21 protein-coding genes and 1 other RNA gene are annotated in these 26,481 nt (G+C 64.4%); 13 read left to right on the top strand and 9 right to left on the bottom strand.

The window, feature by feature from the left end:
- Positions 1-356: 356 nt before the first annotated feature.
- From dgt to B0919_RS06310, 5 genes are all read right to left on the bottom strand, one after another.
- Complete coding sequence (gene dgt, locus B0919_RS06330) at positions 357-1,757, bottom strand: dGTP triphosphohydrolase (protein ID WP_078011365.1); 1,401 nt, start codon at positions 1,755-1,757, stop codon at positions 357-359.
- Between the two features lie 235 nt (positions 1,758-1,992).
- Entirely contained in the window at positions 1,993-2,682 is a 690-nt protein-coding gene (locus B0919_RS06325; protein WP_176132886.1) for a DUF1361 domain-containing protein, read from the bottom strand.
- 195 nt (positions 2,683-2,877) lie between these two features.
- Positions 2,878-4,488, bottom strand: a complete 1,611-nt coding sequence (locus B0919_RS06320; RefSeq protein ID WP_078011363.1) for a TolC family protein — start codon at positions 4,486-4,488, stop codon at positions 2,878-2,880.
- Complete coding sequence (locus B0919_RS06315) at positions 4,485-5,879, bottom strand: HlyD family secretion protein (RefSeq protein WP_078011362.1); 1,395 nt, start codon at positions 5,877-5,879, stop codon at positions 4,485-4,487. Before B0919_RS06315 ends, B0919_RS06320 begins: the two co-directional genes overlap by 4 nt.
- Positions 5,880-5,998: 119 nt before the next feature.
- On the bottom strand, positions 5,999-7,747 hold the full coding sequence (locus B0919_RS06310; RefSeq protein WP_254846495.1) for a peptidase domain-containing ABC transporter: 1,749 nt from the start codon (positions 7,745-7,747) through the stop codon (positions 5,999-6,001).
- Between the two features lie 270 nt (positions 7,748-8,017).
- On the opposite strand from B0919_RS06310, the gene B0919_RS06305 reads away from it, so the two are divergent.
- Both B0919_RS06305 and B0919_RS06300 read left to right on the top strand, forming a co-directional pair.
- Entirely contained in the window at positions 8,018-10,015 is a 1,998-nt protein-coding gene (locus B0919_RS06305; protein WP_176132884.1) for an ABC transporter substrate-binding protein, read from the top strand.
- 152 nt (positions 10,016-10,167) lie between these two features.
- On the top strand, positions 10,168-12,075 hold the full coding sequence (locus B0919_RS06300; RefSeq protein ID WP_078011359.1) for a DUF4153 domain-containing protein: 1,908 nt from the start codon (positions 10,168-10,170) through the stop codon (positions 12,073-12,075).
- A gap of 88 nt (positions 12,076-12,163) precedes the next feature.
- Here B0919_RS06300 and B0919_RS06295 read toward each other — a convergent pair whose 3' ends face one another.
- The gene (locus B0919_RS06295; RefSeq protein WP_139361944.1) at positions 12,164-13,567 is read right to left on the bottom strand and encodes a hypothetical protein; all 1,404 of its coding nucleotides are present in this window, start codon (positions 13,565-13,567) and stop codon (positions 12,164-12,166) included.
- Positions 13,568-13,722: 155 nt separating this feature from the next.
- Positions 13,723-15,255: a glutamine-hydrolyzing GMP synthase gene (gene guaA / locus B0919_RS06290; RefSeq protein ID WP_078011357.1), complete on the bottom strand. Its 1,533-nt coding sequence runs from the start codon at positions 15,253-15,255 to the stop codon at positions 13,723-13,725.
- 272 nt (positions 15,256-15,527) lie between these two features.
- Between guaA and B0919_RS06285 the strand changes: the two genes are divergently transcribed.
- The 6 genes from B0919_RS06285 (at position 15,528) to B0919_RS06260 (ending at position 19,358) form a co-directional block, all read left to right on the top strand.
- Entirely contained in the window at positions 15,528-16,223 is a 696-nt protein-coding gene (locus tag B0919_RS06285) for a hypothetical protein (RefSeq protein WP_078011356.1), read from the top strand.
- Between the two features lie 204 nt (positions 16,224-16,427).
- Positions 16,428-16,525, top strand: an RNA gene (ffs, locus tag B0919_RS06280) — signal recognition particle sRNA small type.
- A 176-nt stretch (positions 16,526-16,701) separates the two neighbouring features.
- The gene (gene fsa, locus B0919_RS06275; RefSeq protein WP_078011355.1) at positions 16,702-17,358 is read left to right on the top strand and encodes a fructose-6-phosphate aldolase; all 657 of its coding nucleotides are present in this window, start codon (positions 16,702-16,704) and stop codon (positions 17,356-17,358) included.
- A gap of 92 nt (positions 17,359-17,450) precedes the next feature.
- A complete protein-coding gene (locus B0919_RS06270; protein WP_078011354.1) occupies positions 17,451-17,654 on the top strand; it encodes a fructose-6-phosphate aldolase in 204 nt (67 codons plus the stop codon).
- 102 nt (positions 17,655-17,756) lie between these two features.
- A complete protein-coding gene (locus B0919_RS06265) occupies positions 17,757-18,464 on the top strand; it encodes a cell division ATP-binding protein FtsE (protein WP_078011353.1) in 708 nt (235 codons plus the stop codon).
- Between the two features lie 3 nt (positions 18,465-18,467).
- A complete protein-coding gene (locus tag B0919_RS06260; RefSeq protein WP_078011352.1) occupies positions 18,468-19,358 on the top strand; it encodes a glycosyltransferase family 2 protein in 891 nt (296 codons plus the stop codon).
- Between the two features lie 295 nt (positions 19,359-19,653).
- Here B0919_RS06260 and B0919_RS06255 read toward each other — a convergent pair whose 3' ends face one another.
- Positions 19,654-20,553 carry a hypothetical protein gene (locus tag B0919_RS06255; protein WP_078011351.1) on the bottom strand — a complete coding sequence of 300 codons (900 nt, stop codon included), beginning with the start codon at positions 20,551-20,553 and terminating at the stop codon, positions 19,654-19,656.
- Between the two features lie 229 nt (positions 20,554-20,782).
- Between B0919_RS06255 and B0919_RS06250 the strand changes: the two genes are divergently transcribed.
- From B0919_RS06250 to B0919_RS06235, 4 genes are all read left to right on the top strand, one after another.
- Positions 20,783-21,952, top strand: a complete 1,170-nt coding sequence (locus B0919_RS06250) for a DegT/DnrJ/EryC1/StrS family aminotransferase (RefSeq protein WP_254846494.1) — start codon at positions 20,783-20,785, stop codon at positions 21,950-21,952.
- 136 nt (positions 21,953-22,088) lie between these two features.
- Complete coding sequence (locus B0919_RS06245; protein ID WP_254846493.1) at positions 22,089-22,934, top strand: M48 family metalloprotease; 846 nt, start codon at positions 22,089-22,091, stop codon at positions 22,932-22,934.
- Between the two features lie 282 nt (positions 22,935-23,216).
- Positions 23,217-24,266 (top strand): Gfo/Idh/MocA family protein, encoded by a 1,050-nt coding sequence (locus B0919_RS06240; RefSeq protein ID WP_254846492.1) that lies wholly within the window; start codon positions 23,217-23,219, stop codon positions 24,264-24,266.
- Between the two features lie 122 nt (positions 24,267-24,388).
- Positions 24,389-24,970 (top strand): DUF4468 domain-containing protein, encoded by a 582-nt coding sequence (locus B0919_RS06235; RefSeq protein ID WP_176132883.1) that lies wholly within the window; start codon positions 24,389-24,391, stop codon positions 24,968-24,970.
- A gap of 47 nt (positions 24,971-25,017) precedes the next feature.
- On the opposite strand, the gene B0919_RS06230 is transcribed toward B0919_RS06235, so the two are convergent.
- The gene (locus tag B0919_RS06230; RefSeq protein WP_078011348.1) at positions 25,018-25,512 is read right to left on the bottom strand and encodes a ferritin-like domain-containing protein; all 495 of its coding nucleotides are present in this window, start codon (positions 25,510-25,512) and stop codon (positions 25,018-25,020) included.
- A gap of 147 nt (positions 25,513-25,659) precedes the next feature.
- On the opposite strand from B0919_RS06230, the gene B0919_RS06225 reads away from it, so the two are divergent.
- Entirely contained in the window at positions 25,660-26,418 is a 759-nt protein-coding gene (locus B0919_RS06225; RefSeq protein WP_078011347.1) for an EcsC family protein, read from the top strand.
- Positions 26,419-26,481: the final 63 nt, after the last annotated feature.

The following is a 26,481-nucleotide window of genomic DNA, read 5'->3' as shown; positions in this document are numbered from 1 at the left end:
GTAGGTGCAAGCGGTGAGGCGGTAGGTAGCATCGGTGAGGCGGTAGTTGAGGGCGGGGAGGAGGTAGCTGCCCTCTTGCGGGCGGTAGTAGCTGCCGTACTAGGGCCTCTTGCTGATGGAAGGATGAAAACTGCGTCGGATGAAAACAACGTCAGCAACGACGGTCAACCACCCCAGCGGCAAGTAAACTTGCCGCGTCCCCTCCTCATCTGAGGAGGGGAGTTTGTTGTTCTTGTCTGCTGTTCTATTCCCAAGTCAGTGCAGTTCCCATACTGTCGTTCAGCTACGCCCGCGCCGTAGCGCGGGGCTACTGGTACAGGGGGGCGGGAACCGCTCTTGGTTGCTCACCTTCCGGCTTAGAAGCCTTTTGGCAGGTCGATGCCGCGGATGGTGCGGAAGAGGCTGAGGGCGTTTTGGTCGGTGAGGGCGCCGACGTAATCGGTGAGCAGGATGATCTGCTCGTAGGCGGAGAGGTCGGCCTGCGGACCTACGGCGCGGTATTGGGCCGGCACCAGGTCGAGTAGCTTGCGGGAGCGGGCGCCGGCCGTCGGGTCGAAGGTGGCGTGCAGGAAGGCGTCGAGCAGGCCAGCGAGGACCTCGAAACCGGCGGCTTCGGTCTGTAGCACCGGGCGGCTGCGATAGAGGTGTTGCACGGAGAGCTGCTGCACTTCCTGCAGGGCCTGCCAGCAGTCCAGCTCCTGAATCAGGCAGGCGTCGTACTCGCCCACGAGCATGGCGGGGGCGTGGCGGGCAAAGCAGGCGGCGGTTTCGGCCACCAGCTTGCCGATGAGGCGGGCGCGCAGGTAGCCTAGCTCCTCGCGCCAGTCGTACCACTGCACCGTGCGGGGGCGGTCGGCGGGGTCGGCGAGCATGTCGCGCAGCAGCTGCAGGCCCTGCTCGGGCGCGATGAGGCCGAGCTTGAGCGCATCCTCGAAATCGATGATGCGGTAGCAGATGTCATCGGCGGCTTCGACGAGGAAGGCCAGCGGGTGGCGGTGGTAGAAGCCGCTGGCGTCGGCTTTGGGCAGCAGGCCGAGGTCCTGAGCTACGTGGTGAAACCGTTCGGCTTCGGTCTGAAAGTGGCCGTATTTCCGTTCGCTGGCGCTGCCGGCCTGCTCGGCTGCGGGCCCCGCCGAGGGGCGCGGATACTTGCTGAAGGCGCCCAGCGTGGCGTAGGTGAGGCCCAGCCCGGCGGTGCCGCTGCTGTGGGCCGCGTAGGTATGCGTGAGGATGCGGAAGCCGGCGGCATTGCCCTCGTACTGCTGCAAATCGGCGCGCTGGGCAGCCGTGAGGGTGCGCACAAAGGGCTCGGCCGCGGGGCTGCTGAAGTAGGCTGAAATGGCGTCCTGCCCAGAGTGACCGAAAGGCGGGTTGCCGATGTCGTGGGCCAGGCAGGCGGCGGCTACGATGTCGCCGCAGTCAGCATCGAAGTGGGGCAGCTCTTCGGCCAGGGCCGCGTCCTGCTCCATGAGCAGGCGCCCGCCGAGGCGGCCCAGGGAGCGGCCTACGCAGGCGGTTTCGAGCGAGTGCGTAAGGCGGCTGTGCACGAAGTCGGTTTCGGGCATGGGCACGTTCTGGGCCTGCCGCTGCAGGCGCCGGAACGCCGAGCTGAACACCACCCGGTCGTAGTCCTGCACGAAGGCACCGCGCACGGGGGCGGCGTTGGTGACGATGTGCAGCTGGGGCTGGTCGGGGTAGCGGCGGCGCGAGAGCAGCCGCGGCCAGGACATGGGGGTGGGGGAGGTGGCGAGCTTCATGCAGCGGGCAAGATACGCAGGCGGGGTGCTTGCGGCATGGGGGCGTTCTGCGGGGCGCCTCACTTGCGCCTCACCCCCCGGCCCCCTCTCCGAAAAGGAGAGGGGGAGCCTGACGATTGATGGCGCTGGTGCAGCCGATTGGCTTACGGCTGGCGCGTTAGAGCGAAGCGGGTGGGGCGGTTGTCGTTGGGAGGCAACGGCAGGGCTTCTTCACCCGGATTTTGAGCCTTTGAGGTTATTGCTGGTCGGCTAGCTGCAGGCGCCCCAAGGCCCGCACCGTGAGGTAGCCCAGCAGCAGAAAGGCCCCGAGCAGCAGCGTAACGCCCCAGGCGCGCGGATGGTGGGCCGGGTGCAACAGGGTATCGAGGATGTCGTAGGCCAGGCTGAAGGGGTTGGTGACGATGTCCCAGCTATTGAAGCGCAGGAAGCGGCCCAGGTACACGCCGTAGGCGCTGAGTGTGAGGGCTGCGGAACTGAACATCCACCCCGCGGCCCAGCCGAGGCGCTCCTCTACGAAGCGCTGCATATCCAGCAGGGACGCGTAGCCGAGCATTAACCCGTTCCAGGCGGCGGTGAGAATCAGGGTAAGATCGTACCAGCGCGGCACGCCGGGAAACTCGCCCAAATGCAGCAGGTCGGTGAGGATATAGGGGGCGTTGGGGAAGAACAGCAGCCAGAGTAGCCCCACCGGCAGCAGCCAGCGGCGGCGCGTGGCGGGTTCGGCCAGGCCCAGCAGTAGCGTCAGACCCATCGGGATGGCGGCTAGAAACAAATTCCAGATCAGGAAAACGAAGGTGATGTGGTGCGTCCAGAACACCCGGAATACGATGAGCACGCCGCTCAGGGCCAGCGACGCGGCCAGGATGAGCACCAGCCCGAAGCGCTGGCGCAGAGCGGAGGAAGTAGCAGGGGATAAGCTGGGCATGGCGGTAAGGCAGAGTAGGGCGAAGCCGCGTAACGGCCGCGCGGCGCAGAAAGTACGTGCGCCGCCGGCTAAAGTAGGCATCAAACGCGGCACGCGGCAAGCAAGTGGCTGCCTGCGTATTGCCCCCCCAAACGGTGCCGCCGGTGCTGGGTAGCACCGGCGGCACCGGAAGTAGGCATATCTGCGGCAGGAGGCTTATTCGGCTACCGGGGCGCCGCCCGCGGCAAAGCGCAGCGAGGCTTGGGTTTGGGCGTACTTGGCCTGCAGCTCGGCCAGCTTGATGCGGGCCGTGAGCAGGTAGGACTCGCGGGAGTTGAGCAGGAACACGCTGCTTTCCCCGTTTTCGAAGCGGATTTGCTCCCCGTCGCGCAGGCGCTGGCTGTTGGCCACTACCTGGGCCTGCACTTCCAGCTGCTGAGCCAGGGCTTGCCGGTCGTTGGCGGTGGTGCGCACGCCCGTGGCTATTTCGCGGCCGATCTGGTCGAGGCCCAGGTTGGCGTCGCGAATTTTGAGGCGGGTAAGCTGCAGCTTGCTGCGCTCCTGGCGCAGCAGCAGCGGGTAGGCAAAGCTCACGCCCAGCTTGTAGTTGTTCTGGTACACGGGCGTGGGGCCGTAGCCGGCTTCCGCGTCGTAGGGGCGGCCGGTGAGCAGCAGGTTGTAGTCGACGGTAAGCTTGGGCAGCAGCTTGTTTTGGTACAGGCGGCGTTCCACGTCGAGGGCGCCGAGCTTGGCCCGGGCCTTCAGCAGCTCGGGGTGCTGCTGGCGGGCCTGCAGCACCAGCTCTTCCAGCGGCACGACCGGCGGGGCCTGCCAGGCCGCGGCCGAGGGCAGGGGCTGGGGCTGGAGCGTGGCGGGCAGCTCGCGGGGGCGTTGCTGGGCATCCCAGAGGTAGTTGCTGAGCAGCAGGGTGGCATTCTGCCACTCCACCTCGCCCTGCACCAGCTGGGCGCGGCGGTTTTGTAGCTCCGTCAGGGCCTCCACCGAGTCGATGGCGGCCATGTCGCCCTGGCGCACCCGCTCGCGCACGGCCCGGTAGCGAATGTCGGCCAGCTCCAGGTTGCTCTGCAGCAGGCGGCGGCGCTCGAAGCTCAGCGTCCAGTTCCAGTAGTCCTTGGTGGCGGCCAGCAGCAGCTTGTTGAGGGCGGCGCGGCGTTCGGCTTCGGCCAGGCCCTGCAGGGCCTGGGCCTGGCGCACGGCGGCGCGGCGCTCATCGATGAGCAGGCCCTGGGCCAAAGGCAGCGAAAGGCCGACGTAGGTAAGGCCGGGGCCGGGCGTGGCGTTTTGCTCGCTCACGCGTGGGCCCACGTTGCGTTCGTAGCCCAGCTTCACGTCGGGGCCGTACCAGGTGGGCACGCGCAGGGTGTTATCCCAGAGGTTCCAGTAGTCCTTGCCGCCGAATTCCTTGCGGTAGAACTTGCTTTCGGCAGCGGGGTCAAACAGGCCGCGGGCCTGGCGTACTTCCTGGCGGGCCCGCTCGGGCTGCAGAGCAGCTTGGCGGGCTACCGGGTGGTTTTCGCCGACCATGATCAGCAGGTCGGCCAGGGTGAAGGCCTCGTTTTGCGCGGGCGCCTCGTCAGCCTTTTCGCCCGCTTCCTTCTGCGAAAGAGCAGAGGAGCCGGATAAGGGCAAAGACGAGGTGGCCGGAGCGGCTGAGGTAGTGGGAGTAAGCGGGGAGCCGAAAGCAGCGGCTTTGGCCGTAGCATTCAGCGGAATCTGCGCCGGACTGGGCAAGGGGCTCAGGCCCAGGGCTAGCACCGGCGCGGCAAAGCGGCGAAGAAGCCGCGGCAGGCTAAGCAAATGGGTCATAATTCGGTTTCTTCGGAGGAATAGCCGCCTTTGTCGGCTTTTTTGTCGGATTTGGCTTTGTCGGTTTTGTCGGTGCCGATGTAGTTGGGCGGGAAACCGTTGAGCTGGCGCCAGAGCTCGTACCAGATGGGCACGTCGTCGAGCAGGGCCCAGCCGTACACGCCCGAGCCCACGCGCAGCGGCTGGGGCCAGGGCTCCTCGTTGGGGTCGGGCGTGACGAGGATGCGGTAGCGGCCCTGCGAGTCGAGGTTGTCGATGACGGCCACGCGCCCGGCGAAGGTGCCGAAGCTGGTGCCCGGCCAGCCGGAGAAAACCAGCGCCGGCCAGCCATCGAACTGCAGGCGCACCTTGCGGCCCACCGAGAGCAGCGGGATGTCCATGGGCTGCACGTAGAGTTCGGCGGCCAGCTGCGGCTTGTTGGGCATCACCGTCACCAGCGCCTCGCCTTCCTTGATGACCTCGCCGATACCCGCCTTCAGGGCCCGTACCACGTAGCCGTCCTGCGGGGCCGTGATGCGGTAGAAGCCCGAGCGGATGCTCAGGTTGGCGTACTCGTTGCGCATCTTCGAAATCTGCCCTTCCGTGTCGAATTGGTAGGCCAGCGTCGAGCGGCGGTCCGATTCGGACTTGGCCAGCTTGTCCTGGTATTCGGCCTGCAAGGAGGACAGCTCCAGCCGGGCGTTGATCAGCTCCTGGCGCGAGGCGGCCAGCTTGTTTTCCACCGACTGGCGCTTCGCCGTCGATTCCTGAAACTTCAGGCGGCGCTGCTCCAGCTCCGTGAGCGACTTCAGGCCCTGCTTGTAAAGGTTTTCCTGGCGCTCCTGCTGGCGCTGGGCAATGTCGAAGTCGTTCTGGGCAGCGCGCAGCTCGGCTTCGTCGCTGTTCACCTTCAGGCGGGTTTGCTCCACCTTGTTCTGGGCTTTTTCCAGGCTCACGCGCAGGGAGGTGCGCAGGGCCTCCTGCTGGTTTTCCAGGGCGCGGCCCTTGGCCACGTTTTCGCGCAGCGAGGCTTCCTTGGCCGTCAGCTGCTCCTGCGTGCGGGCCAGCAGCTCGGGGTCGAAGTACTTGTCCTTGATTTCGGCAATGTCGACGAGCGTGTCGCCCTTGTGTACCAGCTGGCCTTCCTGCACGCGCCAGCGCTCAATGCGGCCCGCAATGGTGCTTGGCACCGTCTGGGGGCGGTCCTGCGGGCGCAGGGTGGTGAGGGAGCCGGTGGAACGGATGTTTTGGGTCCAGGGCAGAAAGCCGGCCAGCAAAACCAGCACGCCCAGGCCGCCGCACCAGCGCGCCAGCACGCGGCCGGTGCGCGGCGTCTGCACCTGCTCGAAGGCACGGAACTGCGCCGCGGCGGGGTGGTCGACCGGGATGGGGTGTTCGGCAAAAGGAGCCATTTTTATTCTAAAGGGAAGTAGGAGTGAAGAATGAGGAATTGAGGGCTTGCTCCCGTTGTCGGAAGGGCCGTTGGGTGAGAACGGGGCCAGAGGCGCCCGACAGGCTTATGCCGCTTGTCTTATTCTCCTTTCCTCATGGATAACAGCTCGCGCAACTCCGGCTGCTGCGATACTTGCTGGTAGGTGCCGTCGGCCACCAATTGGCCGTTGCGCAGCAGGGCGGCGCGCGGGCACAGGGCCAGCAGAGCCGGGTCGTTGGCGGCCAGAATCAGCGTCCAGGGCTGCTCGGGGGCCACCAGGCGCTGCAGGATGCGCAGGCGCTCGGCCGGCTCCACGCCGGGCAGGAAGTGGTCGAGCAGCAGCAGGCGGGGGCGGCGCACCAGGGCGCGGGCCAGCAGCAGCTTCTGCCGCACGTGGTCGGGCAGCGGCACGCCGTTGCCCAGCGCGGTGGCCAGACCCTGCGGGCGGGCGTAGATGTCGTCGCGCAGGCCCACCAGCTCCAGCGCCCAGGCCACGTCCTGCGGGCTCACCTCGGGCTGATCGAGGGTGAGGTTTTCGAGTACGGTGCCCGAGAACAGGTGCTGGTGCGACAGGTTTTCGCCCACGATGCGCGAGAGCGTGGCCGGGGCCAGGTCGCGCAGGGCCACGCCGTCGTAGGCCACCAGGCCGGTGTACTCGTCGAGCAGGCCGGCCAGCACGCGCAGCAGCGAGGTCTTGCCCGAGCCGTCGTAGCCGGCCAGGCCCAGATGCTCGCCCGGGTGCAGCTGCAGCGTAACGCCGGTAAGGGAGAGGCGGCTGCCGCCGGGGTATTGGTAGCGCACCTCGCGCAGGGCCACGGCCAGGCCTTTCGTAGTGGCGGGCAGGTCGAGGCCGGCGCCCTGGTGGTCGGGGGCCACGGGCAAGTCGAGCACCGTCCCGATTTTGTCGAGCGAGGTCAGCGCGTCGTAGAACACGTCGAGCTTGATGAGCACCTTCTCCACCGCGTTGATGGTGAGGATGATGATGATTTCGGAGGCCACGAACTGACCGATGTTGATTTGTTTCTCGATCAGCAGCCAGCAACCGATGATGAGCAGGCCGGCGGTGATGAGCGTCTTGAACGCCACGAAGCCGAAGTACTGGGTGAGCAGCACCCGGAAGTGGCCGCGGCGGGCGCCCAGGTAGCCCTGCACCAGCTCGTCGGTGCGGCCCAGCACGAGGCGGTGGCGCGGCGCCAGCCGGAAGGTGTGCACCGTGCGGGCCACGTCTTCCAGCCAGGCCACCACGTGGTACTTGTATTTCGACTCGGTGAGGCTGGTCTCAAGTCCCTGGCGGCCAGTGGCGCGCAGCAGCAGCGCCAGCAAGCCTACCAACAGCATCCCGAAGGCAATAAACACCGGGTGATAGAAGGAGAGCAGCAGCAGGCCGAACACGATTTGCAGCCCCGCCGCCGATACTTCCAGCAGCAGCGTGGCCAGGCCCTTCTGCAGGGTGGGCGTGTCGAGCAGGCGGTTGACCAGCTCGGGCAGGTACTGTCCGTTCAGCGCCTCGGTGCGTACCCGCGGCAGGCGCACGGCAAAGTCGAAGGCCACGCGGGCAAACAGGCGCTGCTGAATGAACTCCACCAGATACACCTGCATCACCTGCAGGGCGCCTACCACCAGGGTGCCGAGCACGATAAACAGAATGAGCACAATCAGCGAAGTGCTGACGGCTCCGCTGGAAATGAAGCCGATAACCGACTGCACGCCCAGCGGCAGCGACAAGGCAATGAGACCGGTGAGGGAAGCGTAGACGTAGAGGTAGATGATGTCGCGGCGCTCGGTGCCGAGCAGGCGCCAGAGGCGCTGCATGGGCGAGAGAGAACCGGTAGGAGAGGCTTCAGCCATGGTACTAATAAGGGTGTGTGCGGCTTGGCAGAAGCTCAATACCCGCACCCTGAAAGAGAGGCGAGGAACTGAGCTGAACTGCTCGTTTCAACCGCAAAGAGAGCTATGCAAGCTTAAGGCCGCGTTAAAGTCAACTTAAATGTCCATTAAAAATTCGGCCGGTGCAGGCTGTCTGTGCCAACTGAATCGTGGGCTTGCCCAACTGCGTACCTTTGTCTGCCAAGCCATTCCGAATGGCTCGCTATGTCTCCCTCGTTGACCTCTCCCCCTATGCGGTCCTTATTCGCGTGTGCCCTCCTGTTGTCTTCGCTTTGTGCCGGGTCCAGCCTGGCGCAGCAACCCACGCCCTCCAAGCCGGCACCGGCCAAAACCACCCCGGCTAAACCGGCCCCTACGCCCGCCAAGCAGCCTGCCACGGTAACCAAACCGGGTACCACTGCCACCGGCAAGACGCCCAGCGCCACCACGCCGAAAACCACCCCCGCCACGGGCGCGAAGCCAAGCCCTGTCGGCACCACGCCCAAAGCAACGCCCGCTACCACGCCGGCCAAAACGACGGGTGCTTCGGGCGCTGGCACTACGCCCGCCGCGCCGAAGCCCGCCGCCAAGCCCACGCCACCGCTGCCGGCCAACTTGGGCTCCACCGACCCCGACACACGCTACCGCAACGGCAAGACGCTCATCAACCAGGCCCGCTACGAGCTGGCCATGGACGAGCTGCGCCCGCTCACGCCGCCCGCCGCCAAGTATGGCCGCGGGCCGGAGGCGGCTTACCTGTTTGCCATAGCGGCCAGCCGGGCTCATAAGTGGGCCGAAGCCGAGCAGATGCTTAACCTGCTCCGCAACGAGTATTCGCAGTGGGCTGGCCTGTCCGACGCGCTGTTTTTGCAGGGCCAAGTATCCTTCGAGCAGGGCGACACCGACAATGCCCTGAACGTGCTCGGCCGCATCCCCGAGCCGCAGCTGCGGACCCAGCGCATGGCCATGAAGGCTACGTACCTGGCCCGCGTGCGCGACAAAGCTCTGTGGCAAAGCCTGCTGCGTACCTACGCCCAGGACACCACCGTGGCCCGGGCCTATGTCGATCAGCTGGTGTTCGGCGGCTTGTACACCGACGCCGACCGCCCGCAGCTGGAGCAACTGGTGCAGCGCTTCGGCCTGGACCGCGCGCGCTACACGCCGCGGCCGCGCCCGCAGAAGAAGGCCAGCTACAACGTGGCCGTGCTCCTGCCCTTCGAGTTCGATGACCCGAGCTGGGAGACGCGCCGCCGCCTGCAGTTCGTCACCGATTTGTACGCCGGCATGAAGCTGGCCCAGGACTCGCTGCAGCGCGAGGGCCGCCTGCTCAACCTCTACGCCTACGACACCGGCGCCGACACCCTGCAGCTCAAGCAGCTGCTGCAGCAGCCCGAGCTGGCCGGCATGGACCTGATTATCGGGCCGGTGTACAAGTCGGGCGCCAAGATTCTGGCCCGCTACGCCCAGCAAAACCAGATTGTGGCGGTGAATCCCCTGTCGCAGGACGGCTCCCTGGTGCAGGACAACGCCTGGTACTACCTCTTCGAGCCGAGCACGGCCACGCAGGGGCGCACGGCGGCGGAGTATGCCTACCGCACCTTCGGCGGAGCCCGGCCCGCCGTCATCATTCACGAAGACACCAAGGACGAGGCGGCCTTTGCCGAAGCGTACAAGAAGACCTTTGAGGCCCTCGGCGGTAAAGTGCTGGCCGTGCGCCGCATCGACTCTGATAACCCCGAAAGCCTCAACGCCGGCTTCGGCGGTATAGATTTGAAGGGGGGCGGACACTTGGTAGTGGCCTCCGACCACCGCAAGGCCGGCCCGTTCACGCTCGGCATCATGCAGAGCCAGGGCCTGGCGGTGCCGCTCATTACCTACGCCTCCTGGCAGGAAAACCCCAGCATCGGCCTGGGCCAGCTCGACCGCCGCGCCGTGTATTTCGTGCAGCCCAAGTACCTCGACCTGACCCTGCCGGGCGTGCGCCGCTTCCGCCAGCTCTACACCCAGCAGCAGAATATTCCGCCTTCGGTGTTTGCCGCCTCGGGCTACGAGCTGCTGTACTACTTCGGCACCCAGCTGTACCTGAACGGCCCGGCTTTTCAGCTGCCCCTGGCCAATTCCGGGCCGGTATCGGGCACGCTGTTCCAAGGCATCGGCTACCCGCAGCAGGCCCACGATAACCAGTACGTGCCCATTACCAAGCTGGAGCGTCTGGAAATCGAGGTGCAGAACCCGGTGGGTATTCGGTGAGATGGTGAAATGGTGAGTTGACGTTCTGGCGGCTCATATGGCGCAAACGGCCCTGGCAGCAACTGTTGCCGGGGCCGTTTAGCTTTGGGGTGCGTGAATAGGGCGCTATCTAAACATCAACTCACTATTTCACCACCTTACTATTTCACCATATGCGTCTGCCATCCTTACAAGGTGTTTTGTCCAGGGCCGGGGCCGTGATTCGTCGCTTTCCGCTCACGCTGCTTTGGGCCCTCGTGCTCGGCGGCGCTGGTATCTACCTCATTCACCTTGATGGCGGCCGGCTGCTGGAGGGGCCGCCGCCCTGGCTGTTCCCACTGCTGTCGACGGCTGCGCTAGGCCTCTCGCTTACCTTGGCGGTAGCCCTCACGGGCGAGCGGTACCGCTGGCCGGCTACGAGGCGCTGGGGCGGGCAGGTTGCGGCGCTGGGCTTGCTCGCCACGTGGTACGCGCTGGCGCCCACCGAGCCCAATACTCTGTGGGTGCTGCGCCTGCTGCTCCTGCTGCTGGGCCTGCACCTGCTGGTGGCCACCGGCCCGTACCTGGCCGAGCTGCGCCGCCAGGCCGATACGCCCGGCTTCTGGCGCTACAACGAAACGCTGTTTCTGCGCTTTCTCATCGGCGGGCTGTACTCCGGCGTGCTGTTCGTGGGGTGCGCCCTGGCCTTGGTGGCTGTGGATCAGCTGTTTGAGGTGCACCTGAACGAGCGGCTGTACGCCTACCTGTTCGTGGTGCTGGCGACGGTGTTCAACACCTGGTTTTTCCTGGCCGGCGTACCGCGCGACTTCGCCGCGCTGGAGCAGAAAAACGACTACCCGCGGGGCCTGAAGCTGTTCACGCAGTTTGTGCTGCTGCCGCTGGTGGTGCTCTACCTGACCATTCTCTATGCCTACATGGCCCGCATCGTGCTGGCCTGGACGCTGCCCAAGGGTTGGGTGTCCTTGCTGGTACTGGCCCTGGCCGTAGCGGGCATTTTCGCCCTGCTGCTGATTCATCCCATCCGCAACGCAGCCGAGAATGCGTGGATTCGCTCCTTCGCGCGCTGGTTTTACCTCGCCTTGTTCCCGCTGCTGGCCCTGCTGGCCGTGGCCATCGGCACGCGGGTACGGGCCTACGGCATCACCGAGGAGCGGTACTTCGTGCTGGTGCTGGCGGCTTGGCTGCTGGGCATGGCCGTGTACTTCCTGGTGCGCCGCGGGCAGGGTATTATCTGGATTCCGGCTTCCCTGGCAGTGGTGACGTTTTTGTCGGCCGGCGGGCCCTGGGGCGCCTTCGCCGTGGCCCAGCGCAGCCAGCTGCGGCGTCTGCGCGAAACGGCCGCTCGGTATCAACTGTTGGTCAACGGCCGCTTCGACGCCAAGCGGGGCGCCCAACTGGCACAGGAGGACCAGCGGCGCTTGTGGTCCATCCTGGAGTTTTTCGTCGACCGGCAGGGAAACGCCGTACTGCAGCCCTTCTTCGCCGCCCGCCTGACGCCGCCTGACTCGCTGCAGCACAAGGCTCGCTGGCAGCAACAACACTGGCTCCGCGACCAGCTGGAGCGCGAGTCGGGGACTGTGGAATATGGCGCCGTGGCGGCGGGAGAAGTAGAAGCGCGTTGGGACAACTTTCAGCCCCGCGACGCGCAGGTGTGGCCGCTGGGCCAGGGCCGCTATTGGCTCGATGACCTCGACCTGACCCGCTACCAGCAGCCGGCCGAAGAGCAGCTGGTGGAGGCCGCGCTGCCCGAAGGCAAGTTCCGGCTTTGGGCCAGCAACCACGGCCGACAGGTGCAGCTTCAGCAAATAACCGCCGACGGCCGTTGGGAGCCGCGCATCACCCTGCAGCCGGGGGAACTGGCTGATTCGCTGGTCAACGCCTACGACCGGGCCGGGGCCGGGGCGGTAGAACCTTCCTACGAGCTGCCCGCGGCCCGGCTTACCTTGCGCGGGCAGCAGGGAAACCTACGGCTGCAGCTATTTCTGCGGCAGCTCAACCGGCTGCGGCGCACAGGCGAGCCAGTGGAGCTGAGCTACGAAGCCCAGGCCCTGCTGGAAATAGCGGACGGAAGTCAGCCATAGTCTTCTGAGACTGGCCCGAACAAGCACGAAAAAGCCGCCCCGGTATTCCAGGGCGGCTTTTGCATGTTGGTTGTTGCTGGGCTGGCCGTTAGCGCAGGTCTGCTTTGAACGTCTTGCTGATGTGCACGGCGGCGCTGCCATTGCGCGGCACCACGTCGAAGGCCACGCGCACACCGTACACGTTCAGCTGCTGGTTGGCCGTGAGCGTGGTGCCGGTGTAAATGGGCGCATCCCACTCCTTGTTGGGGGCGGCAGCCACTATTTCCTGCCGCACGTTGCGGATGTCGGCAATGGCCGTGACGGCGGGGTTGAAGCGGTAGCGGACCGAGGCCGCATCCAGGGTATAGGTGTACGTGCCGCCCGAGGAGGATTGAGTTGTCACCACGGGGCGGGCCGCTAGAAAGAACACCCCGGGCGCAGCGTTATACTGCGGAGCAGAGCCCGTCACGGTGGTGTTGTCGTAGCCAGGCAGCGCGAAGCTATTCGACGCCACTAACACGTCGGCGGCTACGGACACGCGGGCCTGCGTCGGCAGGTACACCAGGGAGCCGGCGTTGCCAGGCTGCTGGCTGATCAGCCCGCGGTACCAGTTGGTACCGGCGGCCTGGGCCAGTACGTTGCGGGCGGCCTCGGTGGGCAAGTTGGCTTGCTGCAGGGCTGCTACGCTGCCTGAGCCCGTCAGGCGCATTTCGGCGGGCCCGTCGTAGGTGCCGCGGCCGGCGAAATCAACCTCCGGAGCCTGTATAGCTACCGGCAGGGAATTGCCCGTGGCGGTGCCGCCCAGGCGTACATCTGCCACCTCAGCGCTGACGAGCTTCCAGCCCAATGCCAAGGAAGCAAAGTCGTAGGTGCGCATGTTGGAGTCGTAAGCCAGCTCGATTTCCGTGGCGTACCACGTAGCCGCACTCAGGGACTGGGGCTCCAGGGTGGAAGTGCTTGTCGGACGCTGGTCTGGATCAACGACGGCCTGACTGGCAAAAGCCAGCAACGGCGACGCGTAGGCGCGGCTGCCTTGCAGCTGAGCCGTGGAGGCCAGTACGGCGCGGTTGCTTACGGTGCCGTTGGCATTCAGGACGTAGAGGCGCATCACGCCCCGGTACTTGTTGTAGAGCAGCAGATGGGACGACGCCGACAACGATCGGGTCGAAAACGAGCTGAACACGACCTCCCAGCCGTCGGCACTCCGGTGGTCTTGCGCCAGGTCCTCACCGAAGGCCCGGGGAGCTCCGGGTGCCCACGGCGCCGGAACCGGGGCAGCGTTAGGCGGGGTGGGCAGAAAAAGCGCGTTGTCTAGGTCGAAGGCCGCAGCCGGGTCGAGCGGCTTGGTCGGCGGTGTCACGGCACTGGAGCTAGGCTCAATGGTCGGCGCCGCGTTCGGGTCGGTGCTGGCCGTCACGCTCAGCGGGGCTGGCGCGTCGTCGTGGGAGCAGGCGCCCAGGGTCAGGGCCAGCGCAAGCAGCATACCGCTCGGATAATGTAGCAGTCGGGACATAGGTACTTAAAGGAGGTAGTAAAGAAGCATTGAAGAAGCTGATCGGAAGCACCCCGCCAAGGCGAAGTATGCGCCGAAACGATGGGTGCAAAGGTTGGGCCAATTATCCGGAGCCAGCCCCGGCTCCGAATAATTGGCCCGGTTTAGCTAATGCCTTATTCCCACTCAATCGTCGCCGGCGGCTTCGACGAAATGTCGTAGACCACGCGGTTGATGCCGCGCACCTGGTTGATGATGCGGTTTGATACATCGGCCAGGAAGTCGTAGGGTAGGTGGGCCCAGTCGGCCGTCATACCATCCACGCTGGTCACGGCGCGCAGGGCCACTACCTGCTCGTAGGTCCGCTCGTCGCCCATCACGCCCACGCTCTGGATGGGCAGCAAAATGGCGCCGGCCTGCCATACTTTCTCGTACAGCCCGGTCTGGTGCAGCGCATCGATAAACACCGCGTCGGCGGCTTGCAGCAGGCGCACTTTCTCGGGGGTGATGTCGCCCAGGATGCGGATGCCCAGGCCGGGGCCGGGGAAGGGGTGGCGGTGCAGGATGTGGTGCGGCAGCCCGAGGGTTTCGCCCACTTCGCGCACCTCATCCTTAAAGAGCATGCGCAGCGGCTCCACCACCTTCAGGTTCATTTCGGCCGGCAGGCCGCCCACGTTGTGGTGGCTCTTGATGGTCACGGCCGGGCCTTTCACCGACACGGACTCAATCACGTCGGGGTAAATGGTGCCCTGCGCCAGCCAGCGCGCCCCTTCCACCTTGTGGGCTTCGCGGTCGAACACCTCAATAAAGGTGCGCCCGATGGCCTTCCGCTTCTGCTCGGGGTCGGAGAGTCCCTTCAGCGCCGCGTAAAACTCTTCCGATGCGTCCACGCCCGTCACGTTCAGGCCCAGGCCCTGGTAGGAGTGGAGCACGCTCTCAAACTCCTCCTTGCGCAGCAGCCCGTTGTTGACGAAGATGCCGTGCAGGCGCGGGCCAATGGCGCGGTGCAGCAGCAAAGCCGCCACCGACGAATCCACGCCCCCGGAGAGGCCCAGGATTACCTGGTCGTCGGGCCCGATGGTGTTTTGTAGGGCCGCCACGGCCGTGTCCACGTAGTGCTCGGGCGTCCAGTCCTGCGCGCATTGGCAGATATCGACCACGAAGTTGCGCAGCAGCCGCTTGCCCTCGGTGGAGTGCGTCACCTCGGGGTGAAACTGAATGCCGTAGGTGGGCTGGCCCTGCACGTGGTAGGCCGCCACGGCTACCTCCGGCGTGCTGGCAATGATGTCGAAGCCTGCAGGCAGCGTCTTAATCGTGTCGCCATGCGACATCCACACCTGCGAGTCCAGGCTCAGGCCCTGCATCAGCGGCGAGCCTTGCTCGATGTGGTGCAGGCGGGCCCGGCCGTACTCGCGGATGGTGGCCGGCAGCACTTCGCCGCCGCCCTGGTGGGCCAGCAGCTGAGCGCCGTAGCACACGCCGAGCACCGGCACCCGGCCCAGGTACTTAGCGAGGTCGGGGTTGGGGGCCTCCGGGTCGCGCACCGAGCAGGGCGAGCCCGAAAGCACAACGCCCCGGATATCCTCAGTGAGGTCCGGGGCGTGCGTGAAGGGGTGGATTTCGCAGAAGACGTTCAGCTCGCGGATGCGCCGCGCAATGAGCTGCGTGTACTGCGACCCGAAATCAAGGATCAAAATCTGTTGAGGCATGGGCAAAGGTAGGGCGGCAAAGCCTTGCCATCCAACCCGCTTACGCAGGAAGGCTCAGGGAAGGGCCCGAAAAGGCGCCCAACCCCAAGCCGGCAGACTAACGCCACGGGCGGAAATAGGATAAGAAAAGGGCTGCTCAGTAATTTATTGGTAAACATGCCTATATGCGTTTTTTGAGTTGCATGGCGGCGCCGGAATTTGCTTTTTTGAGGTAATACTCCGCACTCTGCCTACGCTTACCCTGCTTGAAAAAACTTTTACTTCTACTACTCTTGGCCGCTTCCGCGGCCCAGGCCCAAACCCTTGTCCCCGCAGCAGCAGCCCCCACCCGGGCTGCGCTGCAGGGCGGCATGCTCTTCGGCCACGATCTGTTTCGCGTGACCAATCAGCAGCCCGCTTTTGCGGTGGGGCAGTACCGGGTGGTGCCGCGCATGACCACGCCCTCCCCGGGCTTCCGCATCGGGTTCTGGGGGCGCTACAACTTCGGCCCGGAGCGCCGGTGGCTGCTGCAGCCCGAGTTGTCGTACTCGCGTAACCAGAGCTGGCACCGCGTGACCAATACCGTGGAGCCCGTGCCCGCCACGGCGCCTACCGATTTCAGCACGCTGGCTACCTCTCAGGACTGGCAGCGCCTGAACGTAGCCCTGCCCCTGGGCTTCCGCTTCGGCGAGCATTTTTTGGCCCTGAGCGGCCCGGTGCTGGCCGTGCGCATTCCCACCGGCTATGAGCGCAGCGGGCAGGATTACGCCATCGTGCACAGCATCAACAGCAGCATGCGGCGCCTCGGCGTGGCCTGGCAGGCCGGCGTGGGCTACGAGCTGGGCCGCGTCATGCTCACGGCCCGTTACGAGCGCAGCATGCTCCGCGTGGCCCGCAACATCGAGCTGAACGGCGAGCAATACCCGTTCCGGCACTTCGCCAGCCAAATCAGCTTCGGCATGGCCCTGCGGGTGGCTCCTCTGCGCTAGGTGCCCCATAGCGGGTGGCCGTCGCCCGAAGGTGTCAATGCGCACTTTCGGACCGCGGTCATCATGTTTTTTTCGGGCCGGATGACGTGGCAGGTGGCTTGTGAACCAAGGGCTTGTACCTAGCTAACCGACTTTGGGAAGATATTTTCGGGCATTTTTTGCCCTTGGGCTTGCTTTGCCCGAAAGCGCTGTGGTATCTTTGCACCGGCGAATCAGTACGACCAGCTCCCGCTGAACTCCCCCAGGACCGGAAGGTAGCAAGGGCAGGCGGTTGTAGCGGTGCGATACTGGTTCGCTTTTTTTTTGCCCATAGCTGAAAGCGGAGGGGCAGCGGAGGCATATGGCTTGCTGCTGGCAGCCGGCGCCTATCGGCCTCGTTTTCGATGCCATACCGTCCACAAAATCCGTGGAATCCGCCCAATCCGTTTAAATCCGTGATTAGCTTTGGGCCAGTATTTTCGTTTTAAGTCTTTCCCTGATGAAGTTTTTCATTGACACCGCCAACCTGAAGGACATTCAGGAAGCCGTGGAGCTGGGTGTGCTCGACGGCGTAACCACCAACCCCTCGCTGATGGCCAAGGAAGGCATCGGCGGCGTGGACAACGTGATGGCCCACTACAAGCGCATCTGCGAGCTGGTGGACGGCGACGTGTCGGCTGAGGTAATCGGCACCACCTACGAGGAAATCATCCGCGAAGGCGAAGAGCTGGCCGAACTGCACCCCAACATCGTGGTGAAGGTGCCTATGATTCGCGACGGCGTAAAGGCCATCAAGTACTTCTCGGAGAAAGGCATCAAGACCAACTGCACGCTGATCTTTTCGGCCGGGCAGGCCCTGCTGGCCGCCAAAGCCGGCGCTACCTACGTGTCGCCCTTCGTCGGCCGCCTCGACGACATCGGCCATGACGGCATTCAGCTCATCGAGCAGATCGTGAACATCTTCGGCAACTACGGCTACCCCACGCAAGTGCTGGCCGCCTCGCTGCGCCACGTGCCGCACCTGATCCAGTGCGCCGAAGTGGGCGCCGACGTGGTGACCTGCCCGCTGAACGTCATCACCGGCCTGCTGAACCACCCGCTGACCGACAAAGGCCTGGCCACCTTCCTGGCCGACCACAAGAAGGTCAACGGTTAAATTGTTAATGTGTGAAATGTGAAAAATGTGCGGAATGTGCCGAGTGACCATTCTCACATTTTTCACATTTTCACATTTCTCACATTAGCATCATGTACATCATCAAAGTCAAAGGCAAGGCCAAGATTCCGGACTACATCCAGCTCCGCGACGATGAGTTCGTGCTCATTGCCTACTTCCGCGCCGACCGCCCGCTGAAGGATTTGCACCGCTACGGACTGGAAGGCAAAGAAACCGAGCTGGCGGCGGTGATTGAGGGGCTGGAGTTCGGCAAGCTGCAGCCCTTGGCTATTTAGGGTTTGGGCAGGAGGGGCCTCAGGACTGCGCAGGTAACTTATGCCGCGTTTAAGTCCGGGGCCTTTTTGATTGCTCACCCTTGGTCCTTAATTGCTAACCTCATGGAAACGCCTTCCGCCGTCATCGAGCTTCGCGACGCCCGCATCATGCAGGACGTGCATACCGTGCTGCAGCACGTGTCGCTAGAAGTGGGCAAGGGCGAATTTGCATACTTGGTGGGCCGCACGGGCTCGGGCAAGACGTCATTGCTCAAAACGCTCTACGCCGACCTGCCGCTGGCCGAAGGCATGGGCAGTGTGGTGGGCTACCCGCTGCGTCAGCTGCCGCCCGCCCGCGTGCCGTACCTGCGGCGCAAGCTGGGCATCGTGTTCCAAGATTTTCAGCTGCTCTACGACCGTAGCGTGGCCCAAAACCTGCTCTTCGTGATGCAGGCCACTGGCTGGCGCGACCGGGCCAAAATGAAGCAGCGCGTGCAGGATGTGCTCATGCGCGTGGGCCTGACGGGTGTAGCCACCAAAATGCCGCACCAGCTCTCGGGCGGCGAGCAGCAGCGCGTGGTCATTGCCCGCGCCCTGCTCAACGAGCCGGCCCTGCTGCTGGCCGACGAACCCACCGGCAACCTCGACCCGGACGTCACCGACGGCATCATGCGGCTGTTCCTGGAAATCAACAATGCCGGCACGGCCGTACTGATGGCCACCCACAACTACGAACTGATTCGCCGCTACCCCAAGCGCGTATTTCGCTGCGAAGACGGGAAGGTCAGCGTCATTGGCAGCGAGGAGCTACGGGTGAAGAACTACGGATAAGTCATGCCCGAAGCAGGCCTTTCCGTCCTGATTCCCGTGTACAACTGGCCCGTCGAGACCTTGGTGCAGGCCCTGCGGGCACAGCTGGCCAACTGGCCCGGCCCCGCGGAAATCCTGCTGCTCGACGACGGCTCGGCCCCGCCTGTTCGGGCGCAACACCGCCCGCTGGCCGCGCTGCCCGGCGTGCACTACCGCGAGCTGCCCCACAACGTAGGCCGGGCGGCTATCCGCAATCAGCTGGTGGCCTGGGCCCGGCACCCCTGGCTGCTGCTGCTCGATAACGACAGCTCCCTGCCCGACGCCGGCTTCATCGCCCGTTACGCAGCGGTGGCGTCGCAGGCGCCAGTATTGGTGGGCGGTACTTGTTATGCCGATGCCCCACCGGCTGACCCGGTGCTGCACCTGCGCTGGTATTACGGCTGGCAGCGCGAGGCGCGCCCGGCGGCCGCGCGGCAACGAGACCCGTACGCCCAGCTGACCATCAACAACCTGCTCATCCGGGCCGAGCTGTTTCGCGGCTTCAGCCTGGATGAAAGCCTTACTCGCTACGGTCACGAGGACACCAAATTTGGCTGGCGCCTGCGCGAAGCCCAAGTACCCGTGCTGCACCTTGATAACCCCGTGCGCCACGACGGGCTGGAGCCGGCACCGGTGTTTCTGCAAAAGTCGCACGACGCGGTACTGAACCTGGCCGCGCTCTACCGCTCCGAAGGGTTGGGCACCGATACCCGCCTGCTGGGCACGGCGCTGCGGCTGCGCCGGTTGGGACTGAGCCGCTTGGCTCTGGCTGGATTGCGCGCCGCCGAGTGGCGGCTGCGCCGCCGTGTCCTGGAGCAGTCGGATTTGCGCGCGTTGGATCTGCTGAAGCTGTCCTGGCTGCTAGAAGTGCTTTGACGCAAAGCTCGTCTTAAAGACGCTGCTCAAGGTTCATCTTCCTCCTGTCATCCTGAGCGGAACGCGAAGGACCTTACAGCGCTAGAGGGTAATATGCCCAAGCGTGATAAGATCCTTCGCGTTCCGCTCAGGATGACAGACGGCTTAGCTATACATACCCATTTCTAAACCGCTTTCATCGCGTAGCAACTAAAAAAGGCCCCGCCGAAGCGAGGCCTTTTTGCTGAAATTCCACCGTGTGGCGTCCATCGTTCACGAAATCCGTGAAAGCCGATGAATCTGCCGCAATCCGTGATTAGTCATTGTCGGTGTTCTTGACTTCCGACTTTACTTCCTTGTAGCCATCCTTGGTCTTCTCGCCGATTTTCTTGGCGACGTGACCAATGCCGTGGCCCACGTCCTTACCGGCTTCCTTCACGTCGTGAGCGGTGTTGCTGGCGGCCTGACCAACTTTCGAACGTTCGTCCTGGGTATTGGCGTCCAATTTCCGGGCTTCGCCGCTTACTGCGTCGGCGCCCTGGGCAGCGCGGGCTTCGGCTTTGTCAAAGGATTTGAAGGCGGCGAACTTCAGCTTTTCCTTCTGGATTTCGGCCAGGTCCTTGGCCGGAATGTCGCCTTTCACCTTGTCGTAAGCTTCGTCGAGGGCGCGCCACTCCGTCTTAATGTAGCGCCAGTCGTCGATGTCGTACTTGTCTTCGTTCTGCTTGATGTTATTGACGAAGGCCTCGTAGGTCTGCCGGGCGTTGGCGGCCGTCAGCTGGGTGGCCGGGTTCGTGGCCGTGTAGTACTTGCCCGGTTTGGTAGCGTCGCTACCGCCGGCGCTCATGCTGCCGCTGCCGTAAGCGGTGGAACGCTTGTCGTAGGCCGTGGTGTAGCGCGTTTTCAGCTCGTCGTATTCAGCTTTGCGCTGGTCGTTCCAGCTGCTCATGCTGGCTTCGGCCGCCGCGGTTTTGGCGTCGTATTCCGATTTCAGCTGGTTGGTTTCCTCGTCCCATTCGGCCTGGGTTTTGTTGCCCACGGCTTCGGCATTGGCTTCGGTGTTGGCGACGAAGGTTTTGAAGTCTTCGTAGGCCTGATCGGTGTCGGCCGCGGCTTCCTGACGGTCGGCGCGGTTGCAGCTGGCGCTGGTAAAGGCCACGCCGCCGCTGAGCAGCAGCAGGGCCAGGGCTTGGGTGGTAAGAACCTTCTTAAACATGGGGATGCTAGGTTACAGTGAAGAAAAATGTCGCCCGCACTGCGGCCAGCGGGGCATTTGGGCCGCTTAACGCAAGCTCTACATAGCAGGTTACGCAGGCTGCGGGCAGAAAGATGGCTTTAAGCCTATATAAGCGAGCCGGGAAGTTCCGTCGCCACAGCCCCGCGCTATCTTTAGCCCCCGAAACCACCGCGCCACGCGGTGGTCAATGCCTTTCATCTCCCGCGTTTTGTCCGCTGCATCTGCTCTCGCTGCGCCCCCGGCGCCCATCCGCCTGCTCGACCTGCCCGCCCAACACGCTGCCATCCAAGCGGAACTGGATGCTGCCCTACAGCACGTGATGCACACCGGGGATTTTATCCAGGGCCCCGACGTGGAGCAGTTTGCCCAGGAGCTGGGCGCCTACCTCGGGGGCGCCTACGTGGTGCCCTGCGCCAACGGCACCGACGCGCTGCAACTGGCCCTGATGAGCCTGGAGCTGCAGCCCGGCGACGAAATAATTGTGCCGGCGTTTACTTACGTGGCTACGGCCGAAGCAGCTGCCATCCTGGGCCTGCGCCCCGTGCCGGCCGAAGTCGATCCGCGCATGTTCACGCTCGACGCCGCCGCTACCGAGGCCGCCATCACGCTGCGCACCCGCGCCATCCTGGCCGTGCACCTCTACGGGCAGTGCGCCGACCTCACCGCCCTGCGCGGCGTGGCCAACCGGCACGGCCTCGCCCTGATTGAAGACAACGCCCAGGCCATCGGGGCTACCTGGCAAGGGGCTGACGGGCAGCTGGTAGCGGCCGGTACGGTAGGGGAGGTGGGCACCACGTCCTTCTTTCCGTCGAAGAACCTAGGCTGCCTCGGCGACGGCGGCGCCCTGCTCACCCGCGACGCGGCCCGCGCCGCGCACCTGTACGAGCTGGCCAACCACGGCCAGGCCCGCGGCCGCAAGTACGTGCACCAGCGCATCGGCCTGAACTCGCGCCTCGATACCCTGCAGGCGGCGCTGCTGCGCGTGAAGCTCCGCCACCTCGGCGCCTGGACGGCCGCCCGGCAACAGGTAGCCGCCCAGTACGATGCGGCCCTCGGCACGGTGCCGGGCCTGCAGATTCCCGCACGGCAGGCCGGCAGCACCCACGTGTTTCACCAGTATACCCTCACGTTGGCGTCGGAGGCGCGGCGTGATGCCTTGCAAAAGCACCTGCAGCAGCACGGGGTGCCTTCGGTAGTGTATTACCCGGTGCCGGTGCACCTGCAGCCGGCCTACGCTTATTTGGGCTACCGGGCCGGTCAGTTTCCGGTGGCCGAGGCGCTGTGCCGTACAGTGTTGTCGTTGCCCATTCACCCCGGTCTGACGCCTGAGCAGGTGGCATACGTGGCAGCGGTGGTAAAAACTGGCGCAGCGGAGTAGTTTCGAATTGGTCATCCTGAAGCGCCGAGTCTTCAGGATGACTGGCCATTTGCGCGTCCCGGATGTGCCGCTGCGCGGCCTTGGCACCGTTTTTTCTGAGCGTCGTACAACGCTTCTGTTTTTGATTTCTTACCCGATGATGTTCCGTCCTTTCCTGACCCTCGCCGCGGCGCTGACGGCCGCAGCCGGCCTTACCGCTGCCACCGTTTATAAGCCCGCTGCTGCGGCCGCCCCTGTGGCACCGGCGCAGGGCTTCAACCTGTTTTCCGTCGACCAGGACATTGCCCTGGGTGCCCAGGTAGCGCACCAGACCGATTCGATGTACGCCGCTAAGGGCCAGCTGATGTCACGCAGCAGCAACGCCCGCGCCTACCAGCTGCTCGACGGCGTGGTGAAGCGTGTGCTCGACAACGGCAACCTGAAGTACCGCAACCAGTTTCCCTGGGACGTGAAGCTGATCAAGGACGACGCCACGCAGAACGCCTTTGCCACGCCCGGCGGCCACATTTACGTGTTTACGGGCCTGGTGAAGTTCCTCGACAACGAAAGCGAGCTGGCCGGCGTGCTGGGCCACGAAATAGCCCACGCCGACCGCCGCCACAGCACCCAGCTGCTGCAGCGCCAATACGGCATCGGTATTCTGGCCAGCGTGGTGCTGGGCAAAAACCAGGGCTTGCTCACGCAGATTGCCGGCGGCCTGGCCGGCCTGGGCCAGCTCAAGTTCAGCCGCACCTTCGAGCAGGAAGCGGATAAGTACTCGGCTATTTACCTGAACGGCACCCGCTACTACGCCTGCGACGGTGCGGCTGGCTTCTTCATCAAGGCCGAGAAGCAGGGCAATGCCAATCCGCCGGAGTTTATGAGCACGCACCCCAACCCTGGCTCCCGCGTGCAGGCCATTCAGAGCAGTGCCCGTGCGCTGGGCTGCACCAGCCGCTCAGTGAGCAACACCAACTTCACGGAGCTGAAGCGGCTGCTCTAAGCCGCTCAGCACCTGCAATGTCGCAGGCCCGGTAGCTGTTTATCACCTGTGACTTTTTTCCCTTGCGCAGCCGCTTCTCACCCGAGAAGCGGCTGCGCTTTTTTAACAGGCAGCGGTGCGGGAGCGGGTTGTACGGATGCATTCCGGGTGTGAAAAGCCATACAACTCCCGATGCCGCTACGGAGGGCGTTTCTCCAAAAACGGTGCTTATTTGGATAAGCTGCTACCAGCAAAAAGCCTGTAAACCGGGCTGCATCCGCTGCTTTTTTCGCAGCTTGCGGCGTGCTGTCTTCTGACTCCAATTCTGCTGCCGCGGCCCCGGTCCGCTTTGTTATCTGCGGCGTAGGCCATATCGGCCGCCGCCACGCTTCCCTGGTGGCGCGGCACCCCGGCGCCCAGCTCGTCGCCTTGGTCGATACCCGGCAGGAGCTGCGGGCTGAGCTGGCCGCTGCTTTTCCCGACGTGCCTTTCTTCGATTCGCTCGAAGAGTTTTTGGCCCACGGCCCCGCCGCCGATGTGCTGACGGTGGCTACGCCCAATTACCTGCACGCCCCGCAGGCCATTCGCGGGCTGCGCCACGGCCTGCACGTGGTCATCGAAAAGCCCATTGCCCTGCGCAAAGCCGATGCCGAAGACATCGTGCACACGGCCTTGCAGACGGGCCGGCTGGTGTTCGGAGTGATGCAGAACCGCTACTCACCGCCCGCGGCCTGGCTCAAGCAGGTGTACGACGAGGGGCGGCTGGGGCAGATTTACCTGGTGCAGCTCAACTGCTTCTGGAACCGCGACGCCCGCTACTACCGCCCCGGCACTTGGCACGGCACCCGCGCCCAGGACGGCGGCACGCTCTTCACCCAGTTCAGTCACTTCATTGACCTGCTCTACTGGGTGTTCGGCGACATTACTAACGTTACGGCCCGCTTCCGTGACTTCAACCACCAGCAGCTGACGGAATTCGAGGATTCCGGGCTGGTTACTTTTGACTTGGTGCGCGGCGGCGCGGGCACGCTGCAGTACAGCACGGCCGTGTGGGACCGAAACCTGGAAAGTTCGCTCACGGTGGTAGCCGAGCACGGCAGCCTGCGTCTGGGCGGGCAGTACATGGACAAAGTGGAGTACTGCCACCTGCGCGACTACCAGTTGCCAGTGCTGCCGCCTACCAACCCGGCCAACAACTACGGCCCGTACCAAGGCTCAGCGGCTAACCACGTGCAAGTCATCGAAAACGTGGTGGACACGGTGCAGCGGCGCAGCTACGCCACCACCAACGCGCTGGAAGGGCTGAAAGTGGTGGAGATTATCGAGCGGATTTACGCGCTGAAACCGGCTTAGCGAAGCAGCTCAATACGAGGAAGTAATGCTTGCCAACCACATTATTGGCGATGAAACAAGCCCGGCAGCTGCACAGCTGGCCGGGCTTTTGCTTTTACCGACTTCCACTAATTCCTATCTCTATGAGACACGTACTTACTCTTTGCCTGCTGATGGGCTCCATCGGCGCTTTGGCGCAGGGCAGCCAAGTCGCCTCTGCCCCGGCTACCCCGGTCCTCGCGCCGATTCCGGTGGATTCCGGCACCCAGATCATTCGCTACACGGCGGTGGTACCGATGGCCAACGCCAGCCAAGCCGTGCTGTTTGGCCGGGCCTCAACTTGGTTTGCCACCCCGCAGCGCCGCAGCCAGGTGTACCTGCGCGTGGCCGAGCCGGAAGCCGGGCTGGTAGTAGGGCAGGTGGTGACGGACATCGACATGCCCGGGCTCGGGAATCTGCTCTTCCAGAAGCAGCTGTTTTGCACCGTGAAGCTGGCCGTGAAAGACGGCCGCTACAAGTACGAGCTAACCGACTTTTACTTCCAGGACTACCCCAGCGCCGGCACGCCCTGCCCCGGCATCGAGCCGGCGGAGAGGTTCCTGGATGCCTCGGTGCCCTTCATGACGCCGCGCCGCATGCAAAACCACCAGCGGCAACTGCAGCTGGTGGCCCAGCAGCTCACGCGCAGCATAGCCGGGGCCATGAAAGAAGACGAGAGCTGGTAGGCCGAGCGGCCTGCCAGCTCTCGTCTTCCTGCCCCGAGCCGGATGTTCTACTCGGCTTTTTGGTTCAGGTAGTTCTTGGCCAAGTCGTTGAGCTTGGTGTCGGTGAGCTGCTCCTCGGCCAGGGTTTTGCGCAGCAAATCAGCCGCGTCGGCGTAGCCCAGGCGCTCGGCGTAGTGAGCGGCCGTGCCGTAACCGGCAATTTCGTAGTGCTCGATTTTTTGCGACGCCGCAATCAGGGCGGCGTCCATTACCTCGTCGGTGGCGTTTTCCGACATCGTTATCTGACCCTCTTTGATCAAGCCCTGCATGGCTACGCAGGTGTGCCCGTCCAGGTCCACTTCCAGCGCCTTGCCGATGCGCTCCAGGCGCTTCACCTGGCTTTCGGTTTCGTGCAGGTGCCGCTCGAAGCCGCGGCGCAGGCGGCCGTCTTTGGCGGCTTCCGCCATTTGCGGCAGCGCATCCACAAGCTGCGTTTCGGCGCTGTAGAGGTCTTTGAGTTGAAGAATGAGCAGGTCGTTCAGGGTTTCCAGCTTATCAAACATCGGTGTGTGGGGTTTTGGTGTGGTGAGGAAAATAGCAGCGGCTACTCGTTCACCTTACGCAACTACGCCCGCACTGATATGGTAGAGCTTACGAATCGGGCGCCGCGCCAGCCCGTACCTTAGGCCCGAAAAGCACTTCAAACCGCCATGATAGACGTCGCCGACCAGCAGGCCTACGCCGAGTTGCACGCGTGGCAGCGCCGCATGCAGCAGCCGCCCACCGTGCTCGACCGCCTGACGCGCGGCATGCAGACGCGCCTGAACGCCCTGCTGCCCGAAAAGCTGCACCAGGCCCTCACGGCCGCCATCAAGCAGATGGTGCGCGGGGTCTTGTTTGGCTCCCGGCACCTTACGCGCCGGCCGCTGCTGGCGGCCCCGCTGGCAGAGCGCGAAGCCGTGGTGCGCACCCGCATCCGGCGTTACCGGCACGTGGCCGTGGTGGAGGGCGCCGCCACCGGCGCGGCCGGCTTTTTTGTCGGGCTGGCCGATTTTCCGCTGCTGCTGGGCATCAAGCTCAAGCTGCTGTTCGACATTGCGGCCCTGTATGGCCACGATGTGCACGACTACACCGAGCGACTGTACCTGCTGCATGTGTTTCAGCTGGCTTTCAGCAGCCAGCACACCCGCAACGAGGTGTACCAGCGCGTGGCCGACTGGGAAGCCTACCGTCAAACGCTGCCCCCCGACGCCGCCGACTTCGACTGGCGCACCTTTCAGCAGGAATACCGCGACTACATCGACCTGGCCAAGCTGGCGCAGCTGCTGCCGCTGGTGGGAGCCGCCGTCGGGGCCGTGGCCAATTACCGCCTGCTGGAGCAGCTCGGCGAAACGGCCATGAACTGCTACCGCATGCGGTATTTCAGCGCTGATGCCGAAAGCCGTGACGTAGCACCAACGGGTGAGTAACCTACCGTGGTGAGGACGCACGATGGCTCATCTAGCTGTCCTTCGAGCAAAGAGAGGTAGCTC

Source organism: Hymenobacter sp. CRA2 (assembly GCF_002007105.1).
Classification (GTDB): Bacteria; Bacteroidota; Bacteroidia; order Cytophagales; family Hymenobacteraceae; genus Solirubrum.
The sequence above is the reverse complement of the archived record's forward strand: the minus strand, read 5'-3'. Positions and strand labels throughout refer to the sequence as shown.